General features: G+C 33.9%; 5 protein-coding genes, 1 tRNA gene and 3 rRNA genes. 6 read left to right on the top strand and 3 right to left on the bottom strand.

The features are described 5' to 3' along the window. Positions 1 to 130 precede the first annotated feature (130 nt). A 5S ribosomal RNA gene (gene rrf / locus ACAN52_RS21740) occupies positions 131 to 247 on the top strand. A 2-nt stretch (positions 248 to 249) separates the two neighbouring features. After that, positions 250 to 366 (top strand): 5S ribosomal RNA (rrf, locus tag ACAN52_RS21735). Positions 367 to 400: 34 nt separating this feature from the next. On the opposite strand, the gene ACAN52_RS21730 is transcribed toward rrf (ACAN52_RS21735), so the two are convergent. Then, a complete protein-coding gene (locus ACAN52_RS21730) occupies positions 401 to 1,300 on the bottom strand; it encodes a diguanylate cyclase domain-containing protein (protein WP_378957230.1) in 900 nt (299 codons plus the stop codon). Positions 1,301 to 1,529: 229 nt separating this feature from the next. On the opposite strand from ACAN52_RS21730, the gene ACAN52_RS21725 reads away from it, so the two are divergent. Next, on the top strand, positions 1,530 to 1,868 hold the full coding sequence (locus ACAN52_RS21725; protein WP_378957228.1) for a metal-dependent hydrolase: 339 nt from the start codon (positions 1,530 to 1,532) through the stop codon (positions 1,866 to 1,868). A 44-nt stretch (positions 1,869 to 1,912) separates the two neighbouring features. Here the strand turns inward: ACAN52_RS21725 and ACAN52_RS21720 are convergent, their stop codons facing one another. Continuing rightward, positions 1,913 to 2,089: a hypothetical protein gene (locus ACAN52_RS21720; RefSeq protein WP_378957226.1), complete on the bottom strand. Its 177-nt coding sequence runs from the start codon at positions 2,087 to 2,089 to the stop codon at positions 1,913 to 1,915. Positions 2,090 to 2,284: 195 nt separating this feature from the next. Between ACAN52_RS21720 and ACAN52_RS21715 the strand changes: the two genes are divergently transcribed. Next, entirely contained in the window at positions 2,285 to 5,188 is a 2,904-nt protein-coding gene (locus ACAN52_RS21715) for an insulinase family protein (RefSeq protein WP_378957232.1), read from the top strand. 232 nt (positions 5,189 to 5,420) lie between these two features. Here the strand turns inward: ACAN52_RS21715 and ACAN52_RS21710 are convergent, their stop codons facing one another. Then, a complete protein-coding gene (locus tag ACAN52_RS21710) occupies positions 5,421 to 5,558 on the bottom strand; it encodes a hypothetical protein (protein WP_378957224.1) in 138 nt (45 codons plus the stop codon). 269 nt (positions 5,559 to 5,827) lie between these two features. Here ACAN52_RS21710 and ACAN52_RS21705 point away from each other — a divergent pair. Next, positions 5,828 to 5,902, top strand: a tRNA-Gly gene (locus tag ACAN52_RS21705). 50 nt (positions 5,903 to 5,952) lie between these two features. Then, positions 5,953 to 6,273 (top strand): 16S ribosomal RNA (locus tag ACAN52_RS21700); the annotation flags it as partial.

Raw genomic sequence — 6,273 nt, 5'->3', positions numbered from 1 at the left:
ATAGACTGATTAGAATGGCACAGATGCTAGGCGCGACGAGGACGTGAAGGAGTCGTACTGAAAAGTACGTCGAGTGAACGCCCGCAGGAGCAACAACGCAGATGGGTTATTATAAGCAGTCGGACCATAATCTGGTGACGATAGCTAAGGGGTTCCACCTGTTCCCATACCGAACACAGTAGTTAAGCCCTTATACGCCGAAAGTACTTGGTTGGAAACGACCTGGGAGGATAGGTAGTTGCCAGTTGATCCAGTGACGATAGCTGTGGGGTTCCACCTGTTCCCATACCGAACACAGTAGTTAAGCCCACATACGTCGAAAGTACTTGGTTGGAAACGGCCTGGGAGGATAGATAGTTGCTGGTTAAGAAAAAAAGCACTCATTTATGAGTGCTTTTTTTTATTTAAGACCACGGACACTTACATTAATAGGAACATCACGACTGACTTTTAATTCTTCATCGAGTATATGATAGATATCTTCAAGACTTTCACCTAAAGGAGTGATAATCCCACCAATACATATTTTCATAGAGAGACTTTCATGACCGGGAATGATCACCTTTTCAATTGAAGATTTAAGTTTATTTGACCAATTAAGCATGAGAGATTTTTTGTCGAGACGAGTGATCATGATAAATAATCCTCCCTCTAACCTACCGATGATATCACCTTCTTGTATGTTGTCAGATAGAACTTTACCCATTGCCTTTAAAGACATATTTCCTGCTGCTATTCCGTAATCATTATTAATTTGTTTTAAATTGTCCAAGTGTATGAAAAATAACCCTAAGATATTACTATCACCAATTGCTTCTGAAGCTAGTAGAGTACTTAATTTACTATCAATATATTCTTTGTTTGGAAGACCTGAGAGTGAATCAAGAAAAGCCTTACGAGCTAATTCTCTAACTTGGTCAAAATTACCGACGGAATTATTTTTAGTAAAAGTTTCCATGGTAAATTTATGGAGGCCATTATCATTAAATATTGGTACAGTACGGATGGTAACAGGAATAAGATGTCCTTGTTTATGACGCAAAAAAAGAGACATTTCCGTTGCTGTCTTATTTTTTATTGTTTGTTTTAAAGGGCAAGATGAATTACAGATATTCTCACCTTTTTCATTAACATGTAACAAAATCATGTCATAACATTTACGCCCAACGACTTCTGAAGAGGTGTATCCACTGATTACTTCAGCGGAATGATTCCAAAATAAAATACTGCGGTCATGGTCAGCTAAAAATACTCCATCAAATAAATAATTTAAGAACATAACCGTTTGTTCAATTTCCATATAAGTCCTCCCGCCATCGAAAAATAATCTTAATATTGATATTATTTGACAAAAAATAGTCTTTTCCTTTAAAATGCTACAAATAATAGTTGTTTATTTAATTAATTATTAGAAATAACTTTACAAGAACATGAGTTTGTTTTAAGATTAAAACAAACTCATGTTCGCAAATGCAATATAAGGGATAAGTTACTTGTATGGTACAAGAACTATAATATATATGAAATAGGTGATTATCTTCAATTGGGCAATACATATCATTATTGGGCTTCTTTTTAGTATGGGATTTACAACTCAACCGATGGATATTTTTTTCACGTTGCTTGGTAGTTTGCTACCAGATATTGATCATCCCAAATCGATGCTGGGGCGATTTAATTTGTTTGCGGGTTTAATGACTCATCGCGGCTTTTCTCACACGATAGTCGGATGTATTGTTTTCTCTTTGCCGTTTTTATATATTCATGGTGCAGCACCATATGTATTTTTAGGGGCTATTTCACATTTATTTGGTGATCGATTACAATCAGCAACTGGTACACGAATGTTTAAGATAAAAATTTGGTAACATACTAATAGATATAGATCTAAAACTCATTTCTCAGTACGTTTTTATGAATTAGATAAGAGAGTATAAATAATCATACTAGCAAGAGAGAGCCCAACAATTAAAAATAATACTCCTTTATAGGTTTCTGAACGACGGAGGTTATACGCAGCTACCCATATTAAGGTGATCGCTAATAAGATACCACCTAAGATTGATGAAAGAGAAATTAGTTTATCCATGGTAACATCCTTTCTAATTTAAATATAAGTGTAGAGACATATAAACATTTTCTCACTTAATGGTAGTAGCGTCAATCTTTTACTGATTGTTGTAAGGTCTATTGTAGGAATTTTTGATGTTTTCACGAATATGCTATAATAGAGATTTTTGAATTGTATTTTTGAAAAGAGGGAAGATAATTGAAAAAAGGTAATATGTACCACGGATTTGTATTAGAAGAAGAAAAGAAAATTGATGACATAAATTCCATTGCTCAAATTTTTTATCATCAGAAAAGTGGAGCTCGATTATTGTATTTAAAAAATGATGATGATAATAAGGTTTTTTCGATTACCTTTCGTACTCCGCCTGCAGATAGTACAGGAGTTGCTCATATTGTTGAGCATTCTGTATTATGTGGTTCACGGCAGTTTCCCATGAAGGAACCCTTTGTTGAGTTAGTAAAAGGCTCTTTGAATACATATTTAAATGCTATGACTTTCCCTGATAAAACCATGTATCCGGTTGCAAGCCGTAATGAAAAAGATTTCTCTAATTTAATGAACGTATATTTAGATGCTGTATTTTATCCTAATATAGGAGATTGTCCAGAAACCTTAATGCAAGAAGGGTGGCATTACGAATTAGAGGATAAAGAGGCCGAAATTACTTATAAAGGCGTAGTTTATAACGAGATGAAAGGTGTTTTCTCTTCGCCAGATGCTATACTTGATAAGAAAATTTTTGAAGCATTGTTCCCAGATACTGCTTATGGAGTGGAATCAGGTGGTGACCCTGATGATATTCCTAATCTGACTCAAGAGCAATTTATTGAATTTCATAAACAGTATTATCATCCATCAAATAGCTATATCTTTCTATATGGTGATTTAGATATTCTAGAAAAATTAAAATTTCTGGATGAAGCTTATTTGAGTGGGTTTGAAAAAATTCAAGTCTTATCTCAAGTTGCTTTACAGCCAAAGTTTGAACAAAAAGTTGAACTCATATCTGATTATCCGATTACACCGACAGATAGTATTGAAGATAAAACCTTTATGAGTATGAATTTCGTTTTAGGAAAAGCGACTGATCCTGAAATTTGTTTAGCCTTTCAAATTTTAGAATACCTACTATTAGAAACACCTGCCGCACCTTTGAAAAAAGCTTTAATTGAGGCTAAAATCGGAAAAGATGTTGGTGGGACTTTTGTACGAAGTATCCTACAACCTACTTTTGGCATTGTTGTCACAAGTACAAATGAAGAAGAAAAAGAAAAATTTCTTCAAGTTGTCGACACGGAACTGAGAAGGTTAGTTATAGAGGGAATTGATAAAAAACTCATTGAAGCTTGTATCAATATTTTTGAGTTTACATTACGTGAGGCTAATTATGGCAGTCGTCCGACAGGGCTTGTATATAATATTAAATGTATGGATAGTTGGCTTTATGATGAAAGCCCAGTAATTCATCTCGAATACACAGCGATTCTTGAAAAAATCAAAACAGGGTTAACCACAAATTATTTTGAAAAATTAATTCAAGAGTATTTATTGGATAATAATCATCAATCTTTGGTTATTTTACGGCCTAAACATGGCCTAGCAGAAGAAAAAGATGAAGAAATACGCAAACAATTAGCTAATTATAAAGCGTCTTTGACACCTGAAGAAATCGATCAATTGATTGCACAAACAGAACAATTGAAAATTCGTCAACAAACGCCCGATTCTCCTGAAGCCCTAGCAACAATTCCGTTGTTGACTCTTGAAGATTTGGAACCTAAAGCAGAAGAATTACCATTGGTGAAAAAAGAAGAAATGGGTGTACCAGTACTACTTCATTCTCTTTATACAAACCAAATTGCATATGTTAATTTTTACTTTGACACGCGATGCATTCCGCAGAAATCTTTACCATATGTTTATTTGTTGGCAGAGATACTTGGTAAGGTTGCAACAACACACTATGATTATGCTGAATTATCAAATGAGATCAATATAAATACAGGTGGTATTGGTTTTGATACAGCTGTCTATACTGATGATGGTTATGATGATAAATATTTACCGAAATTTATAGTGAAAGGTAAATCATTAGTAGGAAAATTACCTCAATTATTTAAGCTTTTTGAAGAAATGATTGTACAGAGTCATTTTGATGATAGCAAACGAATACAGGAACTGATTCAAGAAATTAAATCAAATTGGGATATGAATTTATTCCGTCGTGGTCAGCAATTAGTTACTAATCGAGTGTTATCATATGTTTCACCTATCGCTCAATATAATGAAGTTGGAATGTTACTTTTTTATGATTTTATTGCCGATTTAGAAAAGAATTTCATAGAAAAGTCTGAGGAATTATTTTCTCAACTTCAAATGGTATCTAAATTAATTTTTAATAAAGAAAATCTTTTGGTCAGCGTAACGATCGAAGAAGATAATTATTTAAAGTTTAAAGAAAGTTTCTCTGATTTTACCAAAGCGTTAGCATCAGATAAAATGCCGATTGAACAATATAAATTTGAAGTTGCAGAACGTAATGAAGGTTTAATGACCTCTGGTAAAGTTCAATACGTTGTGAAAGGAGCTAATTTTCGTAAATTGGGATACTCTTATCATGGTAGTCTAAAAGTCTTAGAAACTATTTTACGCTATGATTATTTATGGACACGGGTACGTGTGCAAGGTGGAGCCTATGGTGGATTTGCAAAATTTGAAAGAAATGGTAATATGGTATTTGGTTCCTATCGCGATCCAAATCTAACAGAAACTCTAACCGTTTATAATGAAACAGCTTCTTATTTACGCGATTTCGATGTTGATGAGCGAGAAATGACTAAATATGTCATTGGTACTATGAGCCAGTTAGATACGCCTTTGACGTCTTCTCAAAAAGGTGACCGTGCAGCAAATTATTATATTCGAAATATTTCTCAATCCAAAATTCAAGAAGAGCGTAATGAAATATTAGCAACACGTCAAGGGGATATCTGCAAACTCGCTAATTTAGTTGATGATTCTATGAAAGAAAATTATCTTTGTGTATTTGGAAATGAGCAAAAAATTAAAGAAAATAAAGATATATTCAATCATTTAATTAATGTGCTTAAATAAAGCTAGAAAATTAAGTGCGATGCCTAATATAATAGTATGANATGAAAGAAAATTATCTTTGTGTATTTGGAAATGAGCAAAAAATTAAAGAAAATAAAGATATATTCAATCATTTAATTAATGTGCTTAAATAAAGCTAGAAAATTAAGTGCGATGCCTAATATAATAGTATGATAAAAAAACGAAGGGGTAGTTCTTATACCCCTTCGTTTTTAACTAATTCAATTGTTAGTTAGCATTTTTCTTTATTAGAATTTTGTTTAGGGCAAATTTCTTTAGCAAACTCAGTAGAACTTTTCTGGGTTTGAGGTTTAGATTGAGCTTTTGGTTTTGAACTTTCTCTGGATTTTTGGTTTGATTTCTTTTCCATTATATCACCTCCCGTTCATAGCTTACCCAAGATATATCAAGAGAAAACATCTTTTTAGTTTTTATTATTACGTTAAAAACTGTTGACATTTTGATTTATAGTATGGTATTATAAACGAGTTGCCAAGAGCGACACAAAAAAATATTGACACAATGTAATAAATGTGTTAAACTAGTATTCGTTCGTGAGGAACGATCAGGTGTTCTTTGAAAACTAAACAATGTAAGTAAAGTTAAAATAGCCAGATGTGTAAGATTATTTATTGGTATGCGGGAATAGCTCAGCGGTAGAGCATCGCCTTGCCAAGGCGAGGGTCGGGAGTTCGAATCTCCTTTCCCGCTCCACATTATATTAAATTTTTTAAAGAGCCATCAAGGTTCTTCATAATATAACTTTTATGGAGAGTTTGATCCTGGCTCAGGACGAACGCTGGCGGCGTGCCTAACACATGCAAGTCGAACGGTCTGGTGGCTAGCACCGATCGCTTTAAAATGAAAAGCATTGAAGAGCGCATAAGGGTGAACGAAGAGAACCCTTTACGCGTTAAAAAAGTGCCAACAGTTTTAAAGGAATGGGTGCTAGACATCAGATAGTGGCGAACGGGTGAGTAACGCGTAGACAACCTGCCTTTTAGATGGGGACAACACTGCGAAAGTGGTGCTAATACCGAATGTTGTATTAATGGTGCATATCATAAATACTAAAGATGGCCTCT

The sequence above is a fragment of the Pelosinus sp. sgz500959 genome (genome assembly GCF_042610375.1).
Taxonomy (GTDB): Bacteria; Bacillota; Negativicutes; order DSM-13327; family DSM-13327; genus CTSoil-075.
The sequence above is the reverse complement of the archived record's forward strand: the minus strand, read 5'-3'. Positions and strand labels throughout refer to the sequence as shown.

Bases quoted from the DNA above. Each gene is read 5' to 3' on its own strand.
- ACAN52_RS21730 (WP_378957230.1), bottom strand. From the start codon at position 1,300: ATGGAAATTGAACAAACGGTTATGTTCTTAAATTATTTATTTGATGGA.
- ACAN52_RS21720 (WP_378957226.1), bottom strand. From the start codon at position 2,089: ATGGATAAACTAATTTCTCTTTCATCAATCTTAGGTGGTATCTTATTA.
- ACAN52_RS21715 (WP_378957232.1), top strand. From the start codon at position 2,285: ATGTACCACGGATTTGTATTAGAAGAAGAAAAGAAAATTGATGACATA.
- ACAN52_RS21710 (WP_378957224.1), bottom strand. From the start codon at position 5,558: ATGGAAAAGAAATCAAACCAAAAATCCAGAGAAAGTTCAAAACCAAAA.